The sequence below is a fragment of the Kitasatospora indigofera genome (assembly GCF_014655955.1).
In the GTDB taxonomy this organism is placed as follows: Bacteria; Actinomycetota; Actinomycetes; order Streptomycetales; family Streptomycetaceae; genus Kitasatospora; species Kitasatospora indigofera.
This window is the reverse complement of record NZ_BNBO01000009.1, coordinates 106,675-130,955: the sequence shown is the minus strand read 5'-3', so window position 1 is coordinate 130,955 and position 24,281 is coordinate 106,675. Positions and strand designations below refer to the sequence as shown.

Sequence of the window (24,281 nt, the reverse complement as noted above, 5' to 3'; positions counted from 1 at the left end):
GGGCGGCGGCCGCCCCCGCTCCCGGGAGAATGGAGACCGGCGGCAGGCAGCCGCCGGTCACCACCCGCCGGGCCGCACGGGCCCCGCGGGGAGCGAGGAGTGGGCATGGCCAGGGAATTCGAGATCCGGCGCGAGGTCGTGCTGCCGGCGACGCCGGAGCAGGTCTTCGAAGCGGTCACGACCGGCACCGACGGCTGGCTCTTCCCCGTGGCGGACGAGGCGGGCGCACTCCCCGGGCCGCAGGCCCCCGGGGTGACGGCCTGGGAGCCGCCGGGCCGCTTCGCGGTCCGCACCGAGGGCGAGGGCGGCTGGTTCAACGCCCTGGAGTACCGGATCGAGCCGCGCGGCGAGGGCAGCGCCCGGCTGCGGTACACCCACGGCGGTGTCTTCGCCGAGGACTACGACACCGAGTACGACAGCTGCGCCCAGCACACCGACTTCTACCTGCACACCCTGGGGCAGTACCTGCGTCACTTCGCCGGACGCCCGGCGGTGTTCGCCGACGTCCAGGGGCCGCCGGCCTCGGCCGGCGCCGACGGGTTCGCGCTGCTGCTGGACGAGCTGCACCTCGACCAGGAGGTCCGGGTGGGCGACCGGCTGAGTGTGGACCTGCCGGAGATCGGCGTGCTGGACGCCGAGGTGGACTACCGCACCCCGCAGTTCCTGGGGCTGCGCTCGCACGACGGGCTCTACCGCTTCTTCGGCCGGAACGCCTTCGGCGCCCCGGTCGGCGTCGCCCTGCACCTGTTCGGCGAGGGCGCCGACCGGGCGAAGGCCGGGCAGGCCTGGCAGTCCTGGCTGGACGGCCTGTACGCGGGATAGTCCCCCGGCCATCGCCCACATCGGGCGGACCTGAACCGCTCCGCCCGCCCGATCGGCCGGCCACCCACCCGACTGCCCGACTACCCCGCTACCGGGCTACCGGGCTACCCGCCCAGCGCCCGGCGCAGCGCCAGCGCGTCCGGGGCCACGGCGGTGAGCAGCGTCGCGTCCGCCCCCGGGAGGGCGAGCAGGGCGGCGCCGTCCGTCGGGGCGGGGGCCGGGCCCGACGCGCTCCCGGGCCCGACCAGCAGCAGTTGCCCGGCCGTCCGGTGCCCGGCGAGGACGGCGGGGCCGTCCCACCCGGGGGCGCCGGGGCCCAGGTCGGTCTGCTGGTCGAGCAGCAGCCGGCCGCCCCGGCGGACGGTCAGGCGGGAGGTGAGGCGTCCGGGCGGCCGGCCGCGGGCCCAGTCGTGGTGCCGGCCGAGGACCTGCTCCTCGCGGTAGCGCAGCCGGGCGCCCGGCGCCAGGGTGATCCGGGTGTGCAGGACGAGGTGGCTCCCGGTGGCGGCCACGACCTGTTCGGGCAGCCAGTCCAACCGGGCCCCCTCCCCCACCGTCAGGTCGACCTCGTAGTGGGCGGGTCCTGGCCCCGGCAGGCTGATGGTGGCCGCCGCGCTGGTGACCAGCAGGGCGGCGCCGGCCTGCACGTCGACCGTCACCGCGAGCCGGTCGCCGCCGAGCGGGGCTGCCATCGAGCCGACCAGCACCACGTGCGCGGCCGGGCCGGTGTCCCGGCTGCGGCGCGGGGCGAGGGGCCCGGCCCCGGCCAGCACGGGCAGGTCGGTGCCGCCCCGGCCGTCCGGTCCGGCGGTGATCCGGGCCCGCGCGGTGACGGCGGCGGGCGCGGCCGTGGCCGGTGCAGGGGTGGCGGCGGCGGGTCCGGCCGTGGCCGGTGCAGGACTGACAGCCGGTGCAGGGGTGGCGGCGGCCGGTGCAGGTGCGGCGGTGGCGGTCACCTGGAGGCGGCCCACTCGGCCAGCCGGGCCCGGACCCACCCGGCAACGGGGGCGACCCCGTCGGGCGCGGTGAGCGCGCAGAACACGGTGGGCAGTTCGCCGCGCTGGGCCTTGGCGTCCCGGGCCATCACCCCGAGGTCGGCGCCGACCAGCGGTGCGAGGTCGGTCTTGTTGATCACGAGCAGGTCCGAGCTGATGACGCCCGGCCCGCCCTTGCGCGGGATCTTGTCGCCGCCGGAGACGTCGATGACGAAGATCTGGTGGTCGACCAGGCCCCGGCTGAAGGTGGCGGTGAGGTTGTCGCCGCCGGATTCGACCAGCACCAGGTCGAGCGGGCCGAGGGCGTCCTCCAGCTCCTCGACGGCCTCCAGGTTGGCGGAGATGTCGTCCCGGATGGCGGTGTGCGGGCAGCAGCCGGTCTCGACCGCGGTGATCCGCTCGGGCGGCAGGACGGCGTTCCGGAGCAGGAACTCGGCGTCCTCGGTGGTGTAGATGTCGTTGGTGACGACCGCCAGCGAGAACTCCTCGCGCAGGGCCCGGCAGAGCGCGGCGACGGTGGCGGTCTTGCCGGAGCCGACCGGGCCGCCGAGGCCGATCCGCAGCGCGCGCCGGGCGCCCGGGCGCGGGGCGGCCGGGCCGCGGGGCGCGTGCACGACGCTGCCGCCGCCGGGTTCGGTGAAGGTGTGCCGGGTGGGGGCGTCGACGTGGTCGACGTGGTCACGATGCAAAGAGCCGGACCTTCCAGGAGTGGTGCTGCTCGGCGTACAGGTCGAGCAGGGGGGCGGAGGCGGCGGGCAGCCGGTCGACGTCGTGATGGCTCGCGGCCTCGACGGCCGCCGCCGCGACGGCGTCGAGCTGCGGGCCGAGCCGGGCGAGGGCGGCGGCGACCTCGTACGGGTCGAGACCGAGCAGCCGGACGCAGGCGGTGGCGGGGCCGTTGACGCTCTCGTAGGCGGCGACGGCCGCCGCGCCGCCGGGGGTGAGGCCCGCGGCACGGGCGGCGACGCCGAGGACGACCGGCTGGTGGGCGCCGCGCGGGTGCCCGGCGGCCAGCCGGTCGAGGTCGGGGTGCGGCCAGGCCGCCCGGGCGGCCCGCAGGAGCTGGCGGCCCAGGCGACGGCTGGTGGCCCGCAGGGCGGGTGCCGGGGTGCGGGCGTCGGCGGCCTCGTCGAGTTCGGCGTGGCCCTGCCCGGCGGCGGCCGCCGCGGCCAGGCCGGCCGCGGTGAGGCCGCTGGTGTGCAGGCGGCCGGTGAGGAAGGCCGCCATGCTGGCGCTGTCGTGGACCCGGCCGGCCTTGACGGCCGCCTCGGCTCCGCCGGAGTGCGCGTGGCCGCCGGCCGGGAAGCGGCCGTCCGACAGCAGCAGCAGTGCTGCGAGGCTCATCGGAGGGGGCCCTTCAGAACAGGAAGTACCGCTGGGCGAGCGGTAGTTCGGTGGCGGGTGCGGGGGTGATGACCTCGCCGTCCACGGTGACCGTGAAGGTGTCGGGGTCGACTCTGACCTCCGGGCGGGTTGTGTTGTTGACCATGTGGTCCTTGGTGACCCCTCGGGTGTTCCGGATCGCGGTGAACTCCTTGCCGAGGCCGAGGCGTTCGGGGAGGCCGTCGTCGAGGGCGGCCTGGGCGGTGAAGTTGACGGAGTTGAGCGCGGGCGCCCGCCCCTTGGCGCCGAACATCGGCCGGGGCAGCACCGGTTGGGGGGTGGGGATGGAGGCGTTGGCGTCCCCCATCTGGGCCCAGGCGATCTGTCCGCCCTTCACCACCAGGTCGGGCTTGACCCCGAAGAAGGCCGGCGTCCAGAGCACCAGGTCGGCGAGCTTGCCGGGCTCCACCGAGCCGATCAGGTGGTCCAGCCCCTGGGCCACCGCCGGGTTGATGGTGTACTTGGCGACGTAGCGCCGGGCCCGCAGGTTGTCGGCCCGCCCGTCGCCGGGCAGGGCGCCGCGTCGGGCCTTCATCACGTGCGCGGTCTGCCAGGTGCGCATCACCACCTCGCCGATCCGGCCCATCGCCTGCGAGTCGGAGCTGATGATGGAGATCGCGCCGAGGTCGTGCAGCACGTCCTCGGCGGCGATGGTGGAGGGGCGGATCCGGGACTCGGCGAAGGCGAGGTCCTCGGGGACGTGCGGGTTGAGGTGGTGGCAGACCATCAGCATGTCGAGGTGCTCGTCGACGGTGTTGACGGTGTGCGGCCGGGTCGGGTTGGTGGAGCTCGGCAGGACGTTGAGCTCGGAGACCACGGTGATGATGTCGGGTGCGTGGCCGCCGCCGGCACCTTCGGTGTGGTACGCGTGGATGCCCCGGCCGGCGATCGCGGCGAGGGTGTCGGCGACGAACCCGGCCTCGTTCAAGGTGTCGGTGTGGATCGCGAGTTGGGCACCGCTCTGCTCGCAGACCCGCAGGCAGGCGTCGATCGCGGCGGGGGTGGCGCCCCAGTCCTCGTGGATCTTGAACCCGAGGGCGCCGGCCCGCAGTTGGTCGTGCATCGAGACGGTGTTGACGGTGTTGCCCTTGCCGAGCAGCCCGATGTTGAGCGGCAGGTCGTCCATCGAGGCGAACATCCGGGCCAGGTGCCAGCCGCCGGGGGTGATGGTGGTCGCCTTGGTGCCCTCGGCCGGGCCGGTGCCGCCGCCGATCAGCGTGGTGATGCCCGAGGAGAGCGCCTCGTCGGCGAGTTGGGGGCAGATGAAGTGGACGTGGGCGTCGATGGCACCGGCCGTCAGGATCCGGCCGTTGCCGGAGATCACCTCGGTCTCCGGGCCGATCACCAGGTCCGGATGGACACCGTCCATGGTCTCCGGGTTGCCGGCCTTGCCGAGGGCGGTGATCCGGCCGTCCCGGATGCCGATGTCGGCCTTGACGACGCCCCAGTGGTCGAGCACCACGGCGCCGGTGATCACGGTGTCGGGGGCGCCCTCGGCCCGGCTGGTGCGGGCCTGGCCCATCGACTCGCGGATCACCTTGCCGCCGCCGAAGACCGCCTCGTCGCCGCCGCCGGCGCGGTCCTCCTCGACCTCGATCAGCAGGTTGGTGTCGCCGAGCCGGATCCGGTCCCCGGCGGTCGGCCCGTAGAGGTCGGCGTAGCGGGCCCGGCCGACGTGCAGCGCGTACGGTTCAGGCATCGAGCGGCCCTCCGGTCTCGCCGCGCAGCCCGGCGACCTCGCGCCGGCCGCCGATCGGGACGAGTTCGATCTCGACCGGGATGCCCGGCTCGAAGCGGACGGCGGTGCCGGCCGGGATGTTCAGCCGCCGGCCGTGCGCGGCCGGCCGGTCGAACTCCAGCCCGGGGTTGGCCTCGGCGAAGTGGTAGTGCGAGCCGACCTGGACCGGCCGGTCGGCGGTGTTCACGGCGACCAGCCGGGTGACGGGCAGGCCGGCGTTGAGGCCGATCTCGCCCTCGCCGTACAGCACTTCACCGGGCACCGGACCTGAGCCGGGGACGGGACCTGAGCCGGCCGTCACCGGATCGGCCCGTGGACGGTGACCAGCTTGGTGCCGTCGGGGAAGGTCGCCTCGACCTGGACGTCCGGGATCATCTCGGGGATGCCGTCCATCACGTCGGCGCGGGCCAGCACCTGCCGGCCGGACTCCATCAGCTCGGCGACGGTCCGGCCGTCCCGGGCGCCCTCCAGCACGTGCGAGGTGATCAGCGCGACCGCCTCGGGGTGGTTGAGCCGCAGGCCGCGGGCGCGCCGGGAGCGGGCCACATCGGCAGCGACGTGGATGAGCAGGCGCTCCTGCTCGTGCGGGGTGAGTCTCATCTGCGCGCACCTCGGGGGGAGTTCAGAGGGCGCGGACACAGCGCTGTGCCGCGGCGGCCTCGGGCGCGCGGGCGGGATGCGGAGGGTGGGTGGGGATGCGCGGGCAGCGGTGCCCGGCGCGACCGCCCTCCGGCCCGCACGCGGGAGGTTGATCTGTGTCGGACACCGTAGCGGACGAACGGCCCCCGGGTCAGGGGGCTGGCCGTACACGTCTGGCATCGGTATGCGCGCGGCGCAATTTCTATAACTCGTCCGGACATCCACAATGCCACGGCTCCAAATGAAAGCTCAATTCCCGCTCAAATCGTGGAACTACTCACGAGTCACGTAATGAGCCCTCTCGGCCACAGCCACCTACCTGCGGAAATGTGCCTCGTGAAAGGTAAATATTCAGTAATGGAATCTGTGCATAGTCCTATGAATACACCTAGGGTGTGGCCACTCTCCGACTTCCCACCCAACAGAGAGACGACGCATGGCATCCCTCGATCAGCTCTCCCCGCCGAGTACCGGCACGCCCACCCCCACCGGGTCCTCCCTCCGCCGCGAGGTGGGCCTGATCGGCCTCCTGTGGGCCTCGGTCGGCTCGATCATCGGCTCCGGCTGGTTGTTCGGCGCCAAGAACGCGGTGGTGGTCGCCGGCCCGGCGGCGCTCATCTCCTGGGGCATCGGGGCGGTCGCGATCGTGCTCCTCGCCCTGGTGCACGCCGAGCTCGGCGGGCTCTTCCCGGTGGCCGGCGGCACCGCGCGCTACCCGCACTACGCCTTCGGCGGCCTGGCGGGCATGTCCTTCGGCTGGTTCTCCTGGCTGCAGGCGGCCACCGTGGCGCCGATCGAGGTCGAGGCCATGATCGGCTACGCCGGCCACTGGGAATTCGCCAAGAGCTTCCTGAACGACAACGGCACCCTCACCACCAGCGGTTTCGTCGTCGCGGTGCTGCTGATGGGCGTCTTCGTCGCGGTCAACTTCCTCGGTGTGCGGGTGCTGGCCCACACCAACAGCGTCGCCACCTGGCTGAAGATCTTCGTACCGCTGCTGACGATCTTCGTGCTCGCCGTCACCAACTTCCACGGCAGCAACTTCACCTCGCACGGCTTCGCCCCGTTCGGCATGAAGGGCGTGCTCGGCGCGATCAGCTCCAGCGGCATCATCTTCGCGCTGCTCGGGTTCGAGCAGGCCATCCAGATCTCCGGCGAGAGCCGCAACCCCAAGCGCGACATCCCGCGGGCCGTGCTCGGCTCGGTCGCCATCGGCACCCTGATCTACGTCCTGCTGCAGGTCGTCTTCATCGGGTCGCTGCCGGTCAGCTCCTTCGCCGCCGGCTGGGACAAGCTGGACTTCCCCGGCATCGAGGGGCCGTTCGCCGGACTCGCCACCCTGGTCGGCCTCGGCTGGCTCGCCTGGGTGCTCTACTTCGACGCCATCGTCTCCCCCGGCGGCACCGGCCTGATCTACACCACCTCCACCTCGCGGATCTCCTACGGCCTGAGCAAGAACGGCTACGCGCCGCAGGCCTTCGAGCGCCTCGACCGGCGCGGCGTGCCGTGGTTCGGGCTGATCCTGTCGTTCGTCACCGGCGTGGTCTGCTTCCTGCCCTTCCCCAGCTGGCAGGAGCTGGTCGGCTTCATCACCTCCGCCAGCGTGCTGATGTACGCCGGTGCCCCGCTGGCCTTCGGCGCCCTGCGCCGCCGGCTGCCCGCCCGTGAGCGCTCCTACCGGCTGCCCGCCGGCGGGGTGGTCTCCCCGCTCGCCTTCGTGGTGGCCAGCCTGATCATCTACTGGGCCGGCTGGCACACCCTGTCGCGGCTCGGCATCGCGATCGTGCTCGGCTACGCACTGCTCGGCAGCTACGCCGCGTACGCGATCCGCAAGGGCCTGCCGAACGCCCCGCGGCTGGACTGGCGGGCCGCGCAGTGGCTGCCGGTCTACCTGGTCGGCCTGGGCGTGATCTCCTGGCAGGGCGGCTTCGGCGACGGCCGGGGCAACCTGCCGATGTGGTGGGACATGGCCGTGGTCAGCGCCTTCGCCCTCGCGGTCTACTTCTGGGCGATCCGCGTCGCGCTGCCGGCCGAGGAGATCGAGCGGAACGTCGAGGACATCGAGGTGGTGGACGCGGGCGGGCACTGACGCCCGGTCACGCCGACGGCCGGGCCTGCCGGATCACTCCGGTGGGCCCGCGCCGTTCCCGGGCCGTGGCGGCCCGGCACCGGCGGGTTCAGGTCGCTACCGGGCGCAGGCGCGCGCAGGTCGCGGCCCAGCCCGGGCACGCGCAGGTCGCGGCCCGGCGCGGGCAGGTTCAGGACGCTGCCCGGGTCGGGCGGGTTCAGCCGGCGGCCAAGCGGCGCCGGGCCGCGCGCCGCTTCAGGGCGCGCCGTTCGTCCTCGCTGGTGCCGCCCCAGACACCGGCCTCCTGGCCGGTCTCCACGGCCCAGGCCAGACAGCGCTCCCGGACCGGGCACCGGTGGCAGACCGCCTTGGCCTCCTCGGCCTGACGCAGCGCCGGGCCGGTGTTGCCCAGCGGGAAGAACAGCTCGGGGTCCAGGTCACGGCACCGCGCACGGTCTCGCCAGTCCATCGAAACGCTCCCTTCCGGAGGTGGATTCCTTCGGGCCGGCGGGCCTCGCGGGGCCTGCCCGCGGGGCGCCGGGTACCCGGCCCTCCCCTCCCGCCTTGCCGCCCCCGGCCGGACCATGCCTGATCGGGCCCGGAGTTTGCGGGCCGGCGGGGCCGGACCGGCCGCGCGGGGCGCGCCGGGCGGGCCGGACCGGAGGGTCCGCAGGGGCCGGCCCCGCTCGGGACAGCGGGGCCGGCCGGGTACTGCCGGGGGCAGGTCAGCCGGCGTTGACGCAGCCGTTGCCGAAGGCCGGGTTCAGGATGCTGACGACGCCGATGCTGTTGCCGCACAGGTTGACCGGCACGTGCACCGGCACCTGGATGAGGTTCCCGGACAGCACGCCGGGCGAGCCGGCGGCGACACCCTGCGCACCGGCGCTGGCACCGGCCACGCCGGCTCCGGCGAGCACGAGGGCGCCGGCGGCGGCGGTCAGGGCGAGAGTCCTACGAAGAGCGGTCATGAGCTTCTCCTGATAGTGATGCTGATGCTGGGTGATACGGATCGAAGCGTCCCGGGCCGCGACGCCGCGGCCCGCCGACACCAGTTCTTCGGCCACCCGGAGGCCCTGGACTGCTCCGAGGGGGCCCGGTTCACCCGATGCAGTGAACGCCTGGGCCGGACGGCCGATCACGGACGGCCCTCACGGGCGCGGCCGCCCCCGGGGCAGGGGCAGCGGCGGCGACGGGAACGTCCGGCGGCCGGGCGCCCGGCGCGGTTTCGGCACCGGCGGCGCGGGCAGGCGACCGCCCGTGCGACAGGCCGGACAGGGCCGGACGGGCCAGACAGGGCCGGACGGGCCGGACAGGCCCCCGGCCGGCCCCGGGGGGTGCGTCACCGCAGTCGCACAACCGCACGGAGCCCGCCCGGGCGGCGGGCCCGACGCACCGAAAGGATGCCCGTGACCCGTCCCAAGATCCTCGTCGTCGGTGGCGGATTCGCCGGAGTGGAGTGCCTGCACCGGCTCGAACGGGCCCTGCGGCCCGCCGAGGCCGAGCTGACCCTCGTCACCCCGACGGACTACCAGCTCTACCTGCCCCTGCTGCCGCACGTGGCGGCCGGGGTGCTCACCCCCCAGTCGGTGGCGGTCTCGCTGCGTCGCCGGCTGCGCCGCACCAGGATCGTCCCGGGCGGGGCGAACGGCGTCGACACGGCGGCCCGCAGCGTCGAAGTGCACACCACGGCGGGCACCACCGTCCATCTCCCGTACGACCACCTGGTGCTCGCCGCCGGCAGCACCACCCGGACGTTCGACATCCCGGGCCTGGCCGAGCACGCGCTCGGCATGAAGACCCTGGCCCAGGCCGCCTACCTGCGTGACCACGTGATCTCCCAGCTGGACCTGGCGGCCGTCGCCACCGACGAGGCCGAGCGCGCGGCCCGGATGCGCTTCGTGGTGGTCGGCGGCGGCTACGCGGGCGTGGAGACCGCCGCCTGCCTGCAACGGCTCACGGCGGCGGCCACCGCCCGGTTCCCCCGGCTCGATCCCGGGCTGCTGGAGTGGCACCTGGTCGACCTGGCCCCGAAGCTGCTGCCGGAGCTCGGCGACCGGCTCGGCGCCAAGGCGATGGAGACCCTGCGCCGGCGCGGTGTCCGGTTCTCCCTCAACACCTCGGTCCGGGCGGTGACCCCGGAGTCGGTGACGCTGACGGACGGCCGGGTGCTGCCGACCCGGACCCTGGTCTGGACGGCCGGGGTGGCGGCCGGTCCGCTGGTGGGCACCCTGGACGGCCCGACCGTGCGGGGGCGGCTGCGGACCACGGCCGAGCTGACCGTGCCCGGCTCGCCCGGCGTCTTCGCGGTCGGCGACGCGGCCGCGGTGCCGGACCTCGCGGTCGGCGGCGACGCGATCACCCCGCCGACCGCCCAGCATGCGCAGCGCCAGGGCAAGGCGGTGGCCCGCAACCTGGTCGCTCGCCTGCGCGGCGCCCCGCTGCGGCCCTACCACCACCGCGATCTCGGGCTGGTGGTGGATCTCGGCGGCACCGACGCCGTCTCCAAGCCGCTCGGCGTGGAACTCTCCGGCGTGCCCGCCCAGCTGGTGGCCCGCGGGTACCACGTGATGGCGCTGCCCACCCTCACCGCCCGGGCCCGGGTGCTGACCAACTGGGCGCTGAACGCCACCACCGGGGACGACTTCGTCCGGACGGGGTTCCAGGAGGGACGTCCGGCGACCCTCCAGGACTTCGAGCGCGTCGGGGCGCGGCCGGCCGGGCCGGACGCCGGCCGGCCCGGCAGCGCCCCGGACACGCCCCGGCCCGACCCCGCCTGAGCCGGACGCCGGACGCCGGCCGCACCCGCGGGTGGCCCGCACACCTGGGGTGTGCGGGCCACCGGGGTTCGTGGGGACGGGCGTTCGCCGGGACGGGCGTTCGCCGGGACAGGTCCGCGGAGGCCTGGAGCCGGGAGCCCGGTCCGGCGGATCTTGCCGGACAGGCCCTAACCCATCGGCACCGGCTCCGGGCGTGCCGGTCGGGATCGTCCGGTGTCGGAAGCGCCGGAGGTCGCCGTGGCTGCGAGGCCGAGGAGGACGGCGACCACCACGCCGGCGATGAACCAGCCGGACGGGCCGTTCTTGCCGAGGTGGGTGGCCAGGAGTGGGGTGGTGCCGCCCAGGACGGCGCTGGTCAGTGCGTAGGGGAGGCCGATGCCCAGGGCGCGTACGCGGGGCGGGAAGATCTCGGCGAGCAGGGCGGGCAGGACCGTGGTGACGCAGACCAGGTAGACCACGCCGCTGCCGTAGGCGAGTAGCAGACTGGTGAACCGGCCGGTCATGGCGAGGTAGGCCCAGGAGCCCCCGGTGGCGAAGAGCAGGCTCGCCACGACCAGCAGCCGCCGTGGCCCGACCTGGTCGGCGAGCAGGCCGATCGGCACCTGGAGCAGGATCATCACGGCGGTGGCACAGACCACGACCCAGAACATCGTCCCGTCCGGAGCCAGCCGCTGCCCCATCGCCGGTATGACCGAGGTCCAGGTGCTGCCGACGGTCGCCATCCCGGCCACCAGGAGGACGGAGCGCAGGACCTGCCGCCGGTGGGTGCGCAGGACCTCGCGCAGCGGGCTGCGGTCCTGACGGGAGCTCACCTCGCGCCGGAAGACCTCGCTCTCGGTGATCCGGCTCCGCAGCGCCAGCAGGACCAGCCCGAGCACGCCGCCGATCAGGAACGGCACCCGCCAGCCCCAGGTCTCCATCGCCCCGGGACCCACCAGGCCGGTCAGCATGCCGCCGAGCATCGCGGCGGTGAAAGCGCCCGCGGCGGTGGTGAGCGAGAACAGGCTGCCGTAGAGGCCTCTGCGGCGAGGCGGGGCCAGTTCCATCAGGTACGCCGCCGCGGCGGGCCACTCACCGCCGGAGGAGATGCCCTGGGCGAGCCGGGCGCAGAGCAGCAGCACCGGGGCGAGGATCCCGGCCTGCTGGTACGTCGGGGCGCTCCCGATCAGGACCGAACCGGCCGTCATCAGGAGGATCGCCAGCAGCAGCGCCGGCTTGCGGCCCCGGCGGTCCGCCAGCCGGCCCAGCAGCACGCCGCCGAGCGGCCTGGCCAGCACGCCCACCCCGAGCACCGCGAAGGCACCCAGCAGCGAGGTGGTCGGATCGGCGGAGGGGAAGAACCGCTCCGCGAAGAGCGGGGCGAACAGACCGTACGCCAGCCAGTCGAAGGATTCCACGAAGTTCCCGACCACGGTCGCGGTGACGGCGCGGCGACGTAACCGCACGGCCTCGGGCGACGGGGCGGGCAGCGGGTGGAGCGGGCTGGTCTCGGTGTGCGGCATGGGTGGGCTACTCCCGACGCGGACGATGTGAGGGCTCATGGTTCCGGGCCTCGCGTCCGCTGCCTACTTCTCGATTGCCCTCTTTCCCCGTCGCCGCGCACCCCGGGCCCCGGTCCACCGACCGGGGCCCGGGGGCGTCGTCAGCGCGGGCTGCCGTACCCGTGCGCCACGATCCGCCGGGCGCCCTCGGTGCAGTAGCCCCGGTCGGCCGGCAGCCCGGTGTCGAGGCAGCTGACGTAGCGGTTGTCCATGCAGAACGCGGCGGCGATCAGCACCGTGTCGTGGATCTCGTCGTCCCCGCACCCTCCGCCCTGGCGGCGGCCACGGCCTTCTCCGCGACCGGGCGGGCGAACGCCTGGACCTCGGCGGCAACCCGCAGCAGGGCCCGCAGCTGCTCGGAGACCGGCGCGGTCTCCAGGTCGTTCAGGACGGCCGTCACCAACTCCTCGCCGCCGTCGAGCTGCGCGGCGGCGAACGCACCGTGCGCGTCGGAGCAGAACCGGGTCCGGTTGAGTTCGGAGACGTAGGCGGCGGTCAGCTCGCGCTCTCCCCGGGGCAGCGGGGAGGGGCCGCGCAGCAGGACGTTGACGAGCTGGTTCAGCGGCGCGGCGCTGTCGGGCGGTCGGCCAGCAGACCGCTGATGCCCGGGAGGTCGTTGCCGATACTGATGTGCGGCACTGTGGTTCTCCTCAACGGCGTTCCCGATGTGACGGTCCGTCGACGGGGATCCCGCCCGGCACCGTCCGGTGTCTGTACCCGGTACTCCGCGCCGACGGATAGGTTCTGTCCGGCGGATCGGGTCTGATCCATAGGCGGATCGAGGCGAGGGTGACGGTGCCGTGCAAGACGTAGGCCCGTTTGTCGTAGCGGGTGGAGACGGCGCGGAAGGTCCTGAGGCGGTTGGTGGTGCGCTCGACTTCGTTGCCGCGCCGGTAGGTGTCCGTGTCGAAATCCACGGCTTCCGCCGGGGCGCCCCGGCGGCGTGCTGGTGGGCACGGCACGAGGTCGAGTCCACGCCCACCGGGCTCCGGTCCACCGGCCCTGGGCGTCGGCGTCCGTTTGGGCCGCCTGGAGGATCCGTCCCAGGTGCCGTCGGCTCACCACCGCCGGTGCCGCTCGTGGACGGTCTTCCAACTGCCGTGGCGCCCTCCGGGAGGTCCCGCCGGGGCACGCCGGGGCGGACCCGGAACAGGACCCCGTTGACCACCTGGCGGTGGTCGCACCGACGGCCACCCCGAGCGACGTACTTCGGCAGGTGCGGCTCCAGCCGCCCCCACTCGTCGTTCGACAGCTCTCCCCGCCCCGTGAGCAGCACAACGATCCCGACCGTCCGACGGTCACACGATCCGCCGGACAGAACCTAGCGGGGGTCGTCCTCCTCCGGGGTCTCCACCAGCCGCGCCTGTTCGGCCGCGTCGGCCTCGGGAACGTCCGGGCCGGGCGCGCGGGCCGGGTCGTCGTCGCCGTGCGGCAGGAGCTCGCGCGCCTGCTCGGCCGCGTCGGCCGTGGGCACCTCGGGGTCGATCTCGCGGAGCAGGTCGTACTCGCTGACCTGCTCCGGGTCCGCCGGTTCGGTCGTCATGCCGGGCTCCTCACTGAGGTCGCGTCGGGCGGTACCGGCCCGCGGGGGCGGGCGGCGGGGGGCGGCGGACGTACGGTCAGCCGCGCCGGCGGCGCAGCACCACCACCGCGACCAGGCCGCCCGCGGCGAGGCCGGCCACCAGCAGGTAGGGCACCCGGGCCGGTGCCCAGGCCCCGTCGTCCTCCGGGAAGGGCTCCGCGGCCGTCTCCGGGTGGTACGGGCGGATGCCGCCGGGCCGTCCCGCGGCCCGGCCGAGCTTCGCCAGGCCGGCGGTCCGGACCCGGCCCGCGGCGCGGGTGGCCCGGCCCCAGCGGCTCGCCCGCGCGTGCGCCCCGTCCGCCCCGTCCGGCTCCTCCGGCCCGTCGGGCAGGCCCAGCGCGCTCCGGGCGGCCTCGACGTCGCCGAGGAGCAGTTCCGGGTCGTCCGGCACGGGCGTGCCGAGGGTGAGGTGCGCGTCCGTGTCGTGCGGGGGTTCAGCGAGGGACCGGGTGCTGTGCTTGCGGCCTTCTCTGGCGTTCATGGTCTCCAGCCTTCCGGGTGTTCGGGAGCTGTCGGTACCTGTCGCCTTGCCGCTCGGCGCGAAGGCAAACCCGCGCGGGTGGCAGCGGCCGGACAGGTCCGGCTCAGCGCTCCTCCTCGCTGCGGTCCCCGCCCCAGAGGGTGTGGAAGGTCCCGACCCGGTCGGTCCGCCGGTAGGTGTGCGCGCCGAAGTAGTCACGCTGCCCCTGCACCAGGGAGGCCGGCAGCCGCTCGGCGCGCAGGCTGTCGTAGTAGGCCAGCGCGGTGGCGAAGCCGGGCGCGGGTACGCCCAGTTGGGCCGCGGTGGTGACGACCCGGCGCCAGCTGGACTGGGCACCGGCCAGCGCCTCGCGGAAGTGCTCGTCGGTGAGCAGGGTGGGCAGCCGGCCGTCGGCGCGGTAGGCGGCGGTGATCCGGTCCAGGAAGCGGGCCCGGATGATGCAGCCGCCGCGCCAGATGGCGGCGGTCGCGCCGAGGTCGATGTCCCAGGCGTACTCGGCGCTGCCGGCCTGGATCTGGTTGAAGCCCTGCGCGTAGGCGACCATCTTCGAGGCGTACAGGGCCTGTTCGACGTCCTCGGCGAAGCGGTCGGAGGCCGCGCTGTCGAGCCAGGTCTCGGTCGGTCCGGGCAGTCCGTGGGCCGCGGCGCGCAGTTCGGCGCTGCCGGACAGCGAGCGGGCGAAGACGGCCTCGGCGATGCCGCTCACCGGGATGCCGAGTTCGAGGGCGGTCTGCACCGTCCAGCGGCCGGTGCCCTTCTGCTCGGCCTGGTCGAGGACGACGTCGACGAAGGGCTTGCCGGTCGCCGCGTCGGTGTGCGCGAGGACCTCGGCGGTGATGCCGATCAGGTAGGACTCCAGCCGGCCGTCGTTCCAGCCGCGGAAGATCTCGGCGATCTCGCCGGGCTGGCGCCCGGCGCCGTGCCGCAGCAGGTCGTAGGCTTCGGCGATCAGCTGCATGTCGGCGTACTCGATGCCGTTGTGCACCATCTTGACGAAGTGGCCGGCCCCGTCGGGGCCGATGTGGGTGCAGCAGGGCGCGCCGTCCACCTTGGCGGCGATGTCCTCCAGCAGCGGTCCGAGCACCCGGTAGGACTCCGCGGTGCCGCCCGGCATGATGCTGGGGCCTTCGAGGGCGCCCTGCTCCCCGCCGGAGATGCCGCTGCCGACGAAGTGCAGCCCGTGGGCGCGCAGGGCCTGCTCGCGCCGGCGGGTGTCCAGGAAGTGCGCGTTGCCGCCGTCCACCACCACGTCGCCGGCGTCCAGCAGTGGCACCAGTTCGTCGATGACGGCGTCGGTCGGGCCGCCCGCCTTGACCATGATCACGATCCGGCGCGGGCGCTCCAGCGAGGTGACGAACTCCTCCGGCGTCCGGGCCGGGCGGAATTCACCCTCGTGGCCGAACTCCTCGACCAGCGCGGTGGTGCGGGCCGCGGTGCGGTTGTGCACGGCGACGCGGTAGCCGTGCCGGGCAAAGTTCCGGGCCAGGTTGCGGCCCATGACGGCCAGTCCGGTGACGCCGACCTGAGCCTGGGACTGCACTGCCATGACGGGTACTCCAAGCGGTCCTGGAAGGGGCGGGAGATCGGCCGGCCGGGACAGGACGTACGGGAACGGCCTAGCTGGTCCGACTCTGCCCGGGAAGCCGCCGCCGCGCACCCGGACGTCCGGACGGCGGCCGGACGGGCGCGCAGATGGCGGACGGACGCGCGGAGGGCGGACGCCGGACGGAGAGACGCGCGGAGGGCGGACGCCGGGCGGCGGGCCGGGGCCCGGCGGGTGCGCTTCGGCATCCGCCGGGCCCGGGGCCGGTCAGCCCAGTCCGAGCACCGTCCGCAGGGCCTCGCCGACGGCGGCCTCCTGGTCGGCCGGGGCCGAGGCCGAGCGCCAGGCCACGAACCCGTCGGGGCGGACCAGCACGGCGCCCTCCGGGCCGACCCCGTGCAGCTCGGCCCAGTCGGTGCCGGGCTCGGGGGCCAGGTCGTCCTCGGCGCCGGTGCCGATCCGGTAGGTGTCCAGCGGTACCGCCAGCCGGTCGGCGGCCCGCTGCGCGGCGGCCTGCCAGGAGGCGCCCCGCGAGCCGGTGAGCAGCACCAGCGCCTGCTCGTAGAGGTCCAGCGAGGAGAGCCGGACGCCGGCCCGCAGCAGCCACAGGTGCGGCGCCCGGCTGCCCGGCTCGCCGGTCGGCCGGAAGCTCTCCGGCACCACCGGCTGGTCCGGGTCGCCGCCGGCCACCGCGCCCTCGGGGTAGCGGTAACCGAGCGCCACCGCCAGCACGCCGGCCTGCCGCCCGGTGCCGGGCACCGCGTCGTACCCGGGGTGGCTGTGCTCGGCCGAGCGGGCGGAGGCCCGTTCGGCGGTGACCCGGGCGACCGGGCGGCGCTCGGTGGTGTAGGTGTCCAGCAGGCCGGGCCCGGCCCAGCCGCCGAGCACGGCGGCGAGCTTCCAGGCCAGGTTGTGCGCGTCCTGGATGCCGGTGTTGGAGCCGAAGGCACCGGTCGGGGACATCTCGTGGGCCGAGTCCCCGGCGAGGAACACCCGTCCGGCGGAGTACTGGTCGGCGACCCGTTCGGCCGCGTGCCAGGGGGCCTTCCCGGTGATCTCGACCTCCAGGCCGGGAACGCCGGTCGCGGTCCGGATGTGCGCCACGCAGCGCTCGTCGGTGAACGCCTCCAGCGGCTCGCCGTGCTCGGGGTGCCAGGGCGCGTGGAAGACCCACTGCTCCTGGTTGTCCACCGGCAGCAGCGCGCCGGGCCCCTGAGGGTTGGTCAGGTAGCAGGCGATGAAGTGCCGGTCGCCCACCGCCTCGGCGAGCCGCTTCGCCCGGAAGGTGATGCTGACGTTGTGGAACAGCTCGCCCTTGCCGGACTGGCCGATCCCCAGCCGCTCCCGGACCGGGCTGCGCGGCCCGTCGGCGGCGATCAGGTACTCGGCCCGGACGGTGCGCTCCTCGCCGGTCTCCCGGCTGCGCAGCAGCGCGCTGACCCCGTCGGCGTCCTGCTCGAAGGAGACCAGTTCGGTGCTGAACCGCAGGTCGCCGCCGAGCTCGCGGGCCTGCCGCAGCAGGACGGGTTCCAGGTCGTTCTGGCTGCACAGGCACCAGGAGGACGGGCTGAACCGGGCGAGCGCGCCACCCGGGTCGATCTCCCGGAAGAGCCACTCCTGCTCGGTGCCGGTGAGGGTGTCGGCCTGCAGGATGCCGTGGTTCTCGGCCAGCACGGAGGCCGCCTCGCGGATGCCCGCCTCGGCGCCGGCGACCCGCAGCAGTTCCATCGTCCGGACGTTGTTGCCGCGTCCACGCGGGTGATGCGAGGTGCCCGAGTGCTTCTCGACCAGGAGGTGTCTGACACCCAGTCGGCCCAGGAAGAGCGAGGCCGACAGCCCCACCAGTGACCCGCCCACGATCAGGACCGGCACCCGGTCGTCCACCTTTGGATTCATCAATTGCTCCAGCCTGTACGGGAGTTCAGCGGCCGGCGAGAGATCGCCGACGGCCGTCGGCAGGGCCCCGGACGCGGGCGCCCCGCTCTACCGTCCCCCCTCGACGACGGGATGTCCGCGCTCGTCGCTCGGATGGACCGCATATCTCGCGCCGCCCGTTGCCGCGCCCCACGATCGAGATCAGGCCTGGACCCCTGCCCCCGTCGGAAGCCCCCGCCGGAGGGGACCGCCGAGGGGGAGACCGTCCCTCCCGCCGGACCGGGCCGCCCCCGCCGCCCGGACCTCCCGGCCGTTCGCTCCTCCCCCTCCCTCGGCCGAGCCGCTCGGCCGCCCGCCGCAGCCGCGGCCCGACGCAGAAAGTGGATCATGACGACTCTGTCCGAACCGCAGGTGCAGCAGCACGCCGAGCTCGACGAATCCCGCCTCCGGGTGGTGCTGATGCTGGAGATCCAGGACGGCGCCCAGCAGCGCTTCCTGGACGTGTACGAGAAGCTCCGCCACAAGGTCGCCTCGGTGCCCGGGCACGTCAGCGACCAGCTCTGCCAGTCGATCGACGACCCGCGCCAGTGGCTGATCACCAGCGAGTGGAACGACCCCGACTCGTTCCTGGCCTGGGTGGACAGCCCGGCGCACCGCGAGATGGTCAAGCCGATGCACGGCTGCGTCAGCGACCGGTTCCGCTCGCTGCGCTACAACATCCTGCGCGAGACCTCGGCGAAGGGGGCCACCGGCACCCGCAAGCCGCAGGAGGTGCGGGAGGGCTCCCCGCGCGCGGCCGGCGCCCCCGGCATGCCGCAGGTCACCCCCGGACCGGACGGGGTGACCCGGCACGCGCTGACCTTCACGGTCAAGCCGGGCAGCGAGCAGAAGGTGGCGCAGATCCTCTCCGGCTACACCTCCCCGCAGGCCGTCGTGGACGACACCACCCGGCTCCGCCGCACCTCGCTCTTCATGCACGGCAACCGGGTGGTGCGGGCCGTCGAGGTGGTCGGCGACCTCGGTGCGGCGCTGCGCCACGTGGCGATGCAGCCGGAGATCCGCGCCGTCGAGGAGGCCATCAACCCCTACCTGGAGGAGGACCGCGAGCTGGGCAACCCGGAGGCCGCCCGCGCCTTCTTCGCCCGCGCCGCGCTGCCGGCCGTGCATCACACCGCGCCGGCCGCGCCGGTCCGCGGCGAGGTGGAGCGCCAGGCGGTCGTCTACCCGGTCAAGAAGGGCAACGGCCCGGCGGTCGCCAAGCTGCTGGCGGAGCAGGACGGCCTGGCGGCGGTCGACCCGGGCAACCCGGTGATCGGCAGCACGGTGTTCCAGCGCGAGGACATCGTCGTCCGCGTGGTGGACCTGCGGGCCGACGCCGGGGCGCAGCCGGCCGCGGCGCTCGGGGTCGGCGGCGAGCGCGAGGCGACCGTGCTCGGCAGCCTGCTCGACCTCGGCGCGGAGGGCGACCTGCGGAGCGCCGCGGGCGTGGCCCGCTTCCTCGCCGCCTGCGACATGGGCCTGGTGACCGACCGCCGCTCGCAGGACGTCTGACCCCCCTTTCCGGGGCCCCACCGTAGAACCCACTTGGAGGAACAGCCATGACCACGCATTACCCACGTATCGTGCACGTCGACGATGCCGCGCCCAACCGCCGGCGGGGCGGGGACATCCGCGCCATGCTCACCCCGACCGTCTCGGGTGCCACCAGCGGGTTCATGGGCCTGGCGATCATCCAGCCGGGGGACCGGATCAGCGAGCACTACCACCCGTACTCGGAGGAGTTCGTATACGTTGTTTCGGGTGACCTGGAGGTCGACCTGGACGGCGTGACGCACCCGCTGAAGCCCGACCAGGGGCTGATGATCCCGGTCAACATGCGCCACCGGTTCCGCAACGTCGGCGACACCGAGGCCCGGATGGTCTTCCACTGCGGCCCGCTGGCCCCGCGCCCGGAGCTCGGCCACGTCGACACCGAGGAAACCCTGGAGGCCGGCCCGCCGGAACACGCCAAGGTGGCCTCATGACCCGGCGGGTGGCGATCACCGGTATCGGTGTGGTCGCCCCCGGCGGCGTCGGCGTACCGGCCTTCTGGGACCTCCTGACCTCCGGGCGCACGGCCACCAGGGGCATCACCCTCTTCAACCCGGAGGGCTTCCGCTCCCGGATCGCCGCCGAGTGCGACTTCGACCCCGCCGAGCACGGCCTGGAGCCGGAGCAGGTCGAACGGGCCGACCGGTACGTGCAGTTCGCGCTGGTCGCGACCGCCGAGGCGGTCCGCGACTCGGGCCTCGACCTCCAGGCCGAGGACCCGTGGCGGGTCGGCGTCTCGCTCGGCACCGCGGTCGGCGGCACCACCCGGCTGGAGCACGACTACGCCCTGGTGAGCGCCTCCGGCGCCCGCTGGGACGTGGACCACCGCAAGGCCGAGCGGCACCTCCACCGGGCCTTCGCGCCGAGCACCCTGGCCTCCGCGGTGGCCGAGCAGACCGGCGCCATGGGGCCCGTGCAGACGGTCTCCACCGGGTGCACCTCCGGCCTGGACGCGATCGGCTACGCCTTCCACGCGGTCGAGGACGGCCGCGCCGACATCTGCATCGCCGGCGCCTCCGACTCGCCCATCTCACCGATCACCGTCGCCTGCTTCGACGCCATCAAGGCCACCTCGGAGCGCAACGACGACCCGGCGCACGCCTCCCGTCCGTTCGACGCGCACCGGGACGGCTTCGTGCTCGGCGAGGGCGGCGCCGTCCTGGTGCTGGAGGAGCTGGAGCACGCCCGCCGGCGCGGCGCCCGCATCTACGGCGAGCTTGGCGGCTTCGCGACCTTCGGCAACGCGTACCACATGACCGGGCTCACCCAGGAGGGCCTGGAGATGTCGCACGCGATCGACGAGGCACTGGCCCACGCGAGGGTCGAGCGCACCGACGTCGACTACGTCAACGCGCACGGCTCGGGCACCAAGCAGAACGACCGGCACGAGACGGCGGCGGTGAAGCGCTCGCTCGGCGACCACGCCTACCGCACGCCGATGAGTTCGATCAAGTCGATGGTCGGGCACTCGCTCGGCGCGATCGGGGCGATCGAGGTCGTCGCCTGCACCCTCGCGCTGGCCCACGGCGTGGTGCCGCCGACCGCCAACTACGAGACGCCGGACCCGGAGTGCGACCTCGACTACGTCCCGCGCACCGCGCGGGAGCTGCCGCTGCGCAACATCCTGTCGGTCGGCAGCGGGTTCGGCGGCTTCCAGTCCGCCGTAGTGCTCAGCAGAACGGGGTGAGAACATGACGACACGTCAGCAGGAGCGCCGGGCCGTGGTCACCGGCCTCGGCGTGGTGGCCCCCAACGGCGTCGGCGCGGACGCCTTCTGGAAGGCCACCCGGCAGGGCGTCAGCGTCCTGGACCGGATCTCCCGCGAGGGCTGCGGGCACCTTCCGCTCCGGGTCGCCGGCGAGGTCCGCGACTTCGACGCGAACATCGCGATCGACGGCCGCTTCCTCGTCCAGACCGACCGCTTCACCCACTACGCGATGGCCGCGGCCGACCTCGCGGTGGCCGACGCCGGGTTCGTCCCCGACGAGAACGCGCCGTTCGGCGTGGGCGTGGTCACCGCGGCCGGCTCCGGCGGCGGCGAGTTCGGCCAGCGCGAACTGCAGCAACTCTGGGGCGAGGGGCCGAGGTTCGTCGGCCCCTACCAGTCGATCGCCTGGTTCTACGCCGCCAGCACCGGCCAGATCTCGATCCGCGGCGGGTTCCGCGGGCCCTGCGGCGTCGTCGCCAGCGACGAGGCCGGCGGGCTCGACGCGCTCGCCCACGCGGCCCGCGCCGTACGGCGGGGCACGGAGGCGGTGGTGGTCGGCGCCGCCGAGGCACCGCTCGCCCCCTACTCGATGGTCTGCCAGCTCGGCTACCCCGAGCTGAGCCTCGGCGAGGACCCGGAGCGGGCCTATCTGCCGTTCTCGGCCCGGGCCGGCGGCTTCGTCCCCGCCGAGGGCGGGGCGATGCTGATGGTGGAGGACGAGTCCGCGGCCCTGCGCCGCGGGGCCAAGGTCCGGGCCGTGCTGGCCGGCCACGGCGCCACCTTCACCGGCGCCTCCCGCTGGGAGGAGTCCCGCGAGGGGCTGGTGCGGGCGATCCGCACCGCCCTCGACGAGGCGCGCTGCTCGCCCGAGGAGATCGACGTGGTCTTCGCCGACGCCCTGGGCGTCCCGGCGGCCGACCGCGCCGAGGCCCTCGCCCTGGCCGACGCCCTCGGCACCTACGCCGAACGGGTCCCCGTGACGGCCCCCAAGGCCGGCATCGGCCGCGCCTACTGCGGCGCGCCGCCGCTGGACGTGGCGGCCGCCGTGCTCGCCATGGAGGACGGCATCCTGCCGCCCACGCCCAACGTCACCGACGTCTGCCACGACCTCGCCCTGGTGACCGGCCACGCCCGCCCGGCCGAGTTGCGCACCGCGCTCGTGCTGAGCCGCGGGCTGATGGGCTCCAACGCCGCCCTGGTGCTGCGCCGCGGCAGCGGCGAGCTGCGCTGACCCGGCCGCCCGACCGGCCGGCCCCGCCCGCAGCCCGGCGGCGCCGGCCCGGCACCAACTGCCCTACACCGATTGTGAGCAGGAGAACCGACTCATGAGCAATGCCCTCACCCACACCGAACTCGCCTCACTGATCAAGAACCGGGCCGGCATCACCGTCGACCCGCAGGAGATGGAGAGCCGCCCCGAAGCGACTTTCGAGGAGTTCGGCATCGACTCCCTCGGCCTGCTCGGCATCGTCGGTGAGCTGGAGAACCGCCACGCCACCCGGATCACCGCGGGGGCCGAGATGTCCCGCACACCCGCCGAGTTCATCGACGTCGTCAACTCCTCCCTCGCCGCGAAGGCTGGTGCCTGAGATGCCCGGACACACGGACAACGAGATCGTCATCGCCGCCCCCGTCGACCTGGTCTGGGAGATCACCAACGACCTGGAGAACTGGCCGCAGCTGTTCAGCGAGTACGCCTCGGTCGAGGTGCTGAACCGCGAGGGCGACAGCACGACCTTCCGCCTCACCATGCACCCCGACGAGAACGGCCAGATCTGGAGCTGGGTCTCCGAGCGCACCACCGACCGGCCCTCGCTCGCGGTGAAGGCCCGCCGGGTCGAGCCCGGGCCGTTCGAGTTCATGGACATCCGCTGGGAGTACGCCGAGGCACCGGGCGGCACCCGGATGCGCTGGATCCAGGACTTCGCGATGAAGCCGACCGCGCCGGTCGACGACAACGGGATGACCAACCACATCAACCGCAACTCGCGCGTCCAGATGCAGCTGATCCGCGAGAAGGTCGAGAAGCAGGCGGCCGACCTGTGAACCAGACCTACCGCACCCTGATCGTGGCCCGGATGAAGCCCGACGGCGCCGACGGCATCGCCGACGTCTTCGCCCGGTCCGACGCCGGTGAGCTGCCCGACCTGATCGGGGTGACCGGCCGCAGCCTGTTCCAGTTCGGCGACGTCTACATCCACCTGGTGGAGGCGGACCGGCCGCCCGGCCCGGCGGTCGCCCAGTACACCAAGCACCCGGCCTTCCGGGACGTCAGCGAGAAGCTGCTGCCGTACGTCCAGGCGTACGACCCGCAGACCTGGCGCGGGCCCCAGGACGCCATGGCGCGGGAGTTCTACCGCTGGGAGCGCGGCTCGGCGAACTGAGCCCGCGGGCCCCTGCCGCGCCGCCCGGACCGCCCTGCCGTCCGGCCAGCCCCACCCGTCCGAACCGCCCGTCCGAACCACCCGTCCGAACCGCCGAGGGCGCCGTCCGGTCTCACCCGAGACCCGGCCGGCGCCCTCGGCATGTCCGCTCCCGGGCCGGCCGTCACGGGCCCGGGCGGCCGGCGCGGGCGGGCAGCGCGGCTCGGACGGGCAGCACGGTTCGGGACGGCCGGCCGGGGCGGTCCGAGGGCCGCCGGCGGCCGTCCACCGGGCGGGCCCCGGCGTTAGGCCGAAGAGCTGACGCTTATTCAGACCGTACGGCGTGGCAGGCGGGTGAAGAATCGCGATACTCCACCCGAAGGGCCCAGGCCGTAACCGTGTCGTGACATTCAGCGCTGGCAGCCGGCCCGGATCTGACTGACCGTGAAAACGACGCCCCGTGCGATTCCCTCGCCCGACGACCCGTCGGCGGTCGCACCTCGCGCCGGAAGGACCACCCCCATGCGTTCTGCACGCACCCTGCTGACCGGAGCGGCCATCGCCGCCACCCTCACCCTCGGCGGCCCCGTCGCTGCCGCCTTCGCCGCCGACTCTCCCGACGCGGGCACGACGCTGACCTGGGAGGAGAAGCAGGCCAAGGCAGCGAGCCCGGAGGGCCAGAAGACCTGGGAGGAGAAGCAGGCCACGGGCAAGCCCGAGGCCTCCTCCGAGGAGAAGGCCCCGCACGGCGGCGTGCACACCGGCGGTGGCGGCATGGCCGTCTCCGGCAACGGCGTGGCCTCGGGCGCGGCCCTGCTGCTCGGCGGGCTCGGCATCGGCGCGTACGCGCTGCGCCGCCGCAAGCCCTCCGGTGCGGCGATCTGACCCGTAGCACCGACCCGTACGTCTCCCTGCCGTGGCCGCGCCCAGCGTCGGCCACGGCAGGGCGTACGAGGGCCCCCGGCCCGGCCGGAACGGGCACGGGGAGCGGCCGCACCGCCCCCGCCCGCCGGCGGACGGCCGGGGCGGCACCGCCCGCGGGCGCGGGCGCCAGGAGCGCCCGCCCCACCCGGGACCGTCCGGCCGAAGCCACCGCTACGGCTACGGCTCCTGAGGGCTCGGCAGGCCCCGGACGCTCCCATGGCACCGACTGCACGACCGGCTCGGAATGCGAGG

24 protein-coding genes and 2 pseudogenes are annotated in these 24,281 nt (G+C 74.4%); 11 read left to right on the top strand and 15 right to left on the bottom strand.

The genetic code is table 11. From position 1 onward, the window contains the following. Positions 1-105 precede the first annotated feature (105 nt). Positions 106-822: an SRPBCC family protein gene (locus IE329_RS11485; protein WP_190210757.1), complete on the top strand. Its 717-nt coding sequence runs from the start codon at positions 106-108 to the stop codon at positions 820-822. 104 nt (positions 823-926) lie between these two features. On the opposite strand, the gene IE329_RS11480 is transcribed toward IE329_RS11485, so the two are convergent. Genes IE329_RS11480 through IE329_RS11455 form a run of 6 tightly spaced genes read right to left on the bottom strand, consistent with a single transcriptional unit; the run spans position 927 to position 5,538 of the window. Further along, entirely contained in the window at positions 927-1,793 is an 867-nt protein-coding gene (locus tag IE329_RS11480; RefSeq protein ID WP_373311155.1) for an urease accessory protein UreD, read from the bottom strand. After that, a complete protein-coding gene (ureG, locus tag IE329_RS11475; protein WP_190210756.1) occupies positions 1,775-2,506 on the bottom strand; it encodes an urease accessory protein UreG in 732 nt (243 codons plus the stop codon). The genes IE329_RS11480 and ureG overlap by 19 nt, the downstream gene beginning before the upstream one ends. Beyond that, positions 2,496-3,161 (bottom strand): urease accessory protein UreF, encoded by a 666-nt coding sequence (locus IE329_RS11470; protein ID WP_190210755.1) that lies wholly within the window; start codon positions 3,159-3,161, stop codon positions 2,496-2,498. Before IE329_RS11470 ends, ureG begins: the two co-directional genes overlap by 11 nt. Before the next feature lie 13 nt (positions 3,162-3,174). Next, positions 3,175-4,899 (bottom strand): urease subunit alpha, encoded by a 1,725-nt coding sequence (locus tag IE329_RS11465; protein WP_190210754.1) that lies wholly within the window; start codon positions 4,897-4,899, stop codon positions 3,175-3,177. Beyond that, positions 4,892-5,200, bottom strand: a complete 309-nt coding sequence (locus tag IE329_RS11460) for an urease subunit beta (RefSeq protein ID WP_190210753.1) — start codon at positions 5,198-5,200, stop codon at positions 4,892-4,894. The genes IE329_RS11465 and IE329_RS11460 overlap by 8 nt, the downstream gene beginning before the upstream one ends. Before the next feature lie 35 nt (positions 5,201-5,235). Beyond that, the gene (locus IE329_RS11455) at positions 5,236-5,538 is read right to left on the bottom strand and encodes an urease subunit gamma (protein ID WP_073927023.1); all 303 of its coding nucleotides are present in this window, start codon (positions 5,536-5,538) and stop codon (positions 5,236-5,238) included. A gap of 475 nt (positions 5,539-6,013) precedes the next feature. On the opposite strand from IE329_RS11455, the gene IE329_RS11450 reads away from it, so the two are divergent. Further along, positions 6,014-7,666 carry an APC family permease gene (locus IE329_RS11450; RefSeq protein WP_190210752.1) on the top strand — a complete coding sequence of 551 codons (1,653 nt, stop codon included), beginning with the start codon at positions 6,014-6,016 and terminating at the stop codon, positions 7,664-7,666. A gap of 196 nt (positions 7,667-7,862) precedes the next feature. On the opposite strand, the gene IE329_RS11445 is transcribed toward IE329_RS11450, so the two are convergent. Together IE329_RS11445 and IE329_RS11440 are read right to left on the bottom strand one after the other, a co-directional pair. Further along, the gene (locus IE329_RS11445) at positions 7,863-8,114 is read right to left on the bottom strand and encodes a WhiB family transcriptional regulator (RefSeq protein ID WP_190210751.1); all 252 of its coding nucleotides are present in this window, start codon (positions 8,112-8,114) and stop codon (positions 7,863-7,865) included. Positions 8,115-8,370: 256 nt separating this feature from the next. Further along, a complete protein-coding gene (locus IE329_RS11440) occupies positions 8,371-8,613 on the bottom strand; it encodes a chaplin (RefSeq protein WP_190210806.1) in 243 nt (80 codons plus the stop codon). Between the two features lie 432 nt (positions 8,614-9,045). Here IE329_RS11440 and IE329_RS11435 point away from each other — a divergent pair, with 432 nt between their 5' ends. Further along, positions 9,046-10,422, top strand: a complete 1,377-nt coding sequence (locus IE329_RS11435) for an NAD(P)/FAD-dependent oxidoreductase (RefSeq protein WP_190210750.1) — start codon at positions 9,046-9,048, stop codon at positions 10,420-10,422. A gap of 167 nt (positions 10,423-10,589) precedes the next feature. Here IE329_RS11435 and IE329_RS11430 read toward each other — a convergent pair whose 3' ends face one another. The 7 genes and pseudogenes from IE329_RS11430 to IE329_RS11400 form a co-directional block, all read right to left on the bottom strand. Continuing rightward, positions 10,590-11,924, bottom strand: coding sequence for an MFS transporter (locus IE329_RS11430; protein WP_190210749.1), 1,335 nt, complete (start codon positions 11,922-11,924; stop codon positions 10,590-10,592). Between the two features lie 140 nt (positions 11,925-12,064). Beyond that, positions 12,065-12,602: pseudogene (locus IE329_RS11425) on the bottom strand (carboxymuconolactone decarboxylase family protein). 201 nt (positions 12,603-12,803) lie between these two features. After that, a pseudogene (locus IE329_RS11420) lies at positions 12,804-13,236 on the bottom strand (transposase); the annotation flags it as partial. Between the two features lie 48 nt (positions 13,237-13,284). Then, positions 13,285-13,506 carry a hypothetical protein gene (locus IE329_RS11415; protein ID WP_190210748.1) on the bottom strand — a complete coding sequence of 74 codons (222 nt, stop codon included), beginning with the start codon at positions 13,504-13,506 and terminating at the stop codon, positions 13,285-13,287. Between the two features lie 76 nt (positions 13,507-13,582). Then, entirely contained in the window at positions 13,583-14,026 is a 444-nt protein-coding gene (locus tag IE329_RS11410) for a hypothetical protein (protein WP_190210747.1), read from the bottom strand. Positions 14,027-14,129: 103 nt separating this feature from the next. Then, positions 14,130-15,566: an NADP-dependent phosphogluconate dehydrogenase gene (gene gndA, locus IE329_RS11405; protein ID WP_190210805.1), complete on the bottom strand. Its 1,437-nt coding sequence runs from the start codon at positions 15,564-15,566 to the stop codon at positions 14,130-14,132. Between the two features lie 270 nt (positions 15,567-15,836). Beyond that, on the bottom strand, positions 15,837-17,465 hold the full coding sequence (locus tag IE329_RS11400) for an FAD-dependent oxidoreductase (protein ID WP_190210746.1): 1,629 nt from the start codon (positions 17,463-17,465) through the stop codon (positions 15,837-15,839). 366 nt (positions 17,466-17,831) lie between these two features. On the opposite strand from IE329_RS11400, the gene IE329_RS11395 reads away from it, so the two are divergent. The 8 genes from IE329_RS11395 (at position 17,832) to IE329_RS11360 (ending at position 23,990) form a co-directional block, all read left to right on the top strand. Then, positions 17,832-18,995, top strand: a complete 1,164-nt coding sequence (locus tag IE329_RS11395; RefSeq protein WP_190210745.1) for a SchA/CurD-like domain-containing protein — start codon at positions 17,832-17,834, stop codon at positions 18,993-18,995. A gap of 47 nt (positions 18,996-19,042) precedes the next feature. Next, a complete protein-coding gene (locus tag IE329_RS11390; RefSeq protein WP_190210744.1) occupies positions 19,043-19,468 on the top strand; it encodes a cupin domain-containing protein in 426 nt (141 codons plus the stop codon). Beyond that, positions 19,465-20,721 (top strand): beta-ketoacyl-[acyl-carrier-protein] synthase family protein, encoded by a 1,257-nt coding sequence (locus IE329_RS11385; protein ID WP_190210743.1) that lies wholly within the window; start codon positions 19,465-19,467, stop codon positions 20,719-20,721. The genes IE329_RS11390 and IE329_RS11385 overlap by 4 nt, the downstream gene beginning before the upstream one ends. Positions 20,722-20,725: 4 nt before the next feature. Further along, entirely contained in the window at positions 20,726-21,973 is a 1,248-nt protein-coding gene (locus tag IE329_RS11380; protein WP_190210742.1) for a ketosynthase chain-length factor, read from the top strand. A gap of 94 nt (positions 21,974-22,067) precedes the next feature. Continuing rightward, positions 22,068-22,331, top strand: a complete 264-nt coding sequence (locus IE329_RS11375; protein ID WP_073927036.1) for an acyl carrier protein — start codon at positions 22,068-22,070, stop codon at positions 22,329-22,331. 1 nt (position 22,332) lies between these two features. Further along, positions 22,333-22,788 (top strand): SRPBCC family protein, encoded by a 456-nt coding sequence (locus IE329_RS11370; RefSeq protein ID WP_190210741.1) that lies wholly within the window; start codon positions 22,333-22,335, stop codon positions 22,786-22,788. Further along, positions 22,785-23,126, top strand: coding sequence for a TcmI family type II polyketide cyclase (locus tag IE329_RS11365; RefSeq protein WP_266324776.1), 342 nt, complete (start codon positions 22,785-22,787; stop codon positions 23,124-23,126). Before IE329_RS11370 ends, IE329_RS11365 begins: the two co-directional genes overlap by 4 nt. 501 nt (positions 23,127-23,627) lie before the next feature. Further along, positions 23,628-23,990 carry a hypothetical protein gene (locus tag IE329_RS11360; protein WP_190210740.1) on the top strand — a complete coding sequence of 121 codons (363 nt, stop codon included), beginning with the start codon at positions 23,628-23,630 and terminating at the stop codon, positions 23,988-23,990. Positions 23,991-24,281: the final 291 nt, after the last annotated feature.

Excerpts from the sequence above, each read along its gene's own strand:
- IE329_RS11485 (WP_190210757.1), top strand. The coding sequence starts at position 106 with ATGGCCAGGGAATTCGAGATCCGGCGCGAGGTCGTGCTGCCGGCGACG.
- IE329_RS11470 (WP_190210755.1), bottom strand. The coding sequence starts at position 3,161 with ATGAGCCTCGCAGCACTGCTGCTGCTGTCGGACGGCCGCTTCCCGGCC.
- IE329_RS11465 (WP_190210754.1), bottom strand. The coding sequence starts at position 4,899 with ATGCCTGAACCGTACGCGCTGCACGTCGGCCGGGCCCGCTACGCCGAC.
- IE329_RS11455 (WP_073927023.1), bottom strand. The coding sequence starts at position 5,538 with ATGAGACTCACCCCGCACGAGCAGGAGCGCCTGCTCATCCACGTCGCT.
- IE329_RS11450 (WP_190210752.1), top strand. The coding sequence starts at position 6,014 with ATGGCATCCCTCGATCAGCTCTCCCCGCCGAGTACCGGCACGCCCACC.
- IE329_RS11445 (WP_190210751.1), bottom strand. The coding sequence starts at position 8,114 with ATGGACTGGCGAGACCGTGCGCGGTGCCGTGACCTGGACCCCGAGCTG.
- IE329_RS11440 (WP_190210806.1), bottom strand. The coding sequence starts at position 8,613 with ATGACCGCTCTTCGTAGGACTCTCGCCCTGACCGCCGCCGCCGGCGCC.
- IE329_RS11435 (WP_190210750.1), top strand. The coding sequence starts at position 9,046 with ATGCCCGTGACCCGTCCCAAGATCCTCGTCGTCGGTGGCGGATTCGCC.
- IE329_RS11430 (WP_190210749.1), bottom strand. The coding sequence starts at position 11,924 with ATGCCGCACACCGAGACCAGCCCGCTCCACCCGCTGCCCGCCCCGTCG.
- IE329_RS11415 (WP_190210748.1), bottom strand. The coding sequence starts at position 13,506 with ATGACGACCGAACCGGCGGACCCGGAGCAGGTCAGCGAGTACGACCTG.
- IE329_RS11410 (WP_190210747.1), bottom strand. The coding sequence starts at position 14,026 with ATGAACGCCAGAGAAGGCCGCAAGCACAGCACCCGGTCCCTCGCTGAA.
- IE329_RS11400 (WP_190210746.1), bottom strand. The coding sequence starts at position 17,465 with ATGAATCCAAAGGTGGACGACCGGGTGCCGGTCCTGATCGTGGGCGGG.
- IE329_RS11395 (WP_190210745.1), top strand. The coding sequence starts at position 17,832 with ATGACGACTCTGTCCGAACCGCAGGTGCAGCAGCACGCCGAGCTCGAC.
- IE329_RS11390 (WP_190210744.1), top strand. The coding sequence starts at position 19,043 with ATGACCACGCATTACCCACGTATCGTGCACGTCGACGATGCCGCGCCC.
- IE329_RS11385 (WP_190210743.1), top strand. The coding sequence starts at position 19,465 with ATGACCCGGCGGGTGGCGATCACCGGTATCGGTGTGGTCGCCCCCGGC.
- IE329_RS11380 (WP_190210742.1), top strand. The coding sequence starts at position 20,726 with ATGACGACACGTCAGCAGGAGCGCCGGGCCGTGGTCACCGGCCTCGGC.
- IE329_RS11375 (WP_073927036.1), top strand. The coding sequence starts at position 22,068 with ATGAGCAATGCCCTCACCCACACCGAACTCGCCTCACTGATCAAGAAC.
- IE329_RS11370 (WP_190210741.1), top strand. The coding sequence starts at position 22,333 with ATGCCCGGACACACGGACAACGAGATCGTCATCGCCGCCCCCGTCGAC.
- IE329_RS11360 (WP_190210740.1), top strand. The coding sequence starts at position 23,628 with ATGCGTTCTGCACGCACCCTGCTGACCGGAGCGGCCATCGCCGCCACC.